The sequence below is a fragment of the Neisseria sp. P0021.S006 genome, from assembly GCF_051956895.1.
This window is the reverse complement of the sequence record NZ_JBQCWZ010001338.1, coordinates 1-255: the sequence shown is the minus strand read 5'-3', so window position 1 is coordinate 255 and position 255 is coordinate 1. Positions and strand designations below refer to the sequence as shown.

At 49.8% G+C, this 255-nt stretch carries 1 pseudogene; it reads left to right on the top strand.

Features of this window, described 5'->3' with window-relative positions:
- Window positions 1-255 (top strand): annotated as a pseudogene (locus ACTHUM_RS20190) (cytochrome bc complex cytochrome b subunit); the annotation flags it as partial.

The window sequence follows — 255 nt, the reverse complement described above, 5'->3', positions numbered from 1 at the left end:
TGGCTCTGCTCGTCCTTGTAATTCAAATCGTCAGCGGTATTTTCCTGACCATGAACTACAAACCGGACGGCAACCTTAACGCCTACCATCTGCCTGCTGCCTTTACTGCAGTAGAGTACATCATGCGTGACGTGTCCGGCGGCTGGATTATCCGCTACATGCACTCCACTGGCGCATCTTTCTTCTTCATCGTCGTTTATCTGCACATGTTCCGCGGTCTGATTTACGGTTCGTACAAAAAACCTCGTGAATTGG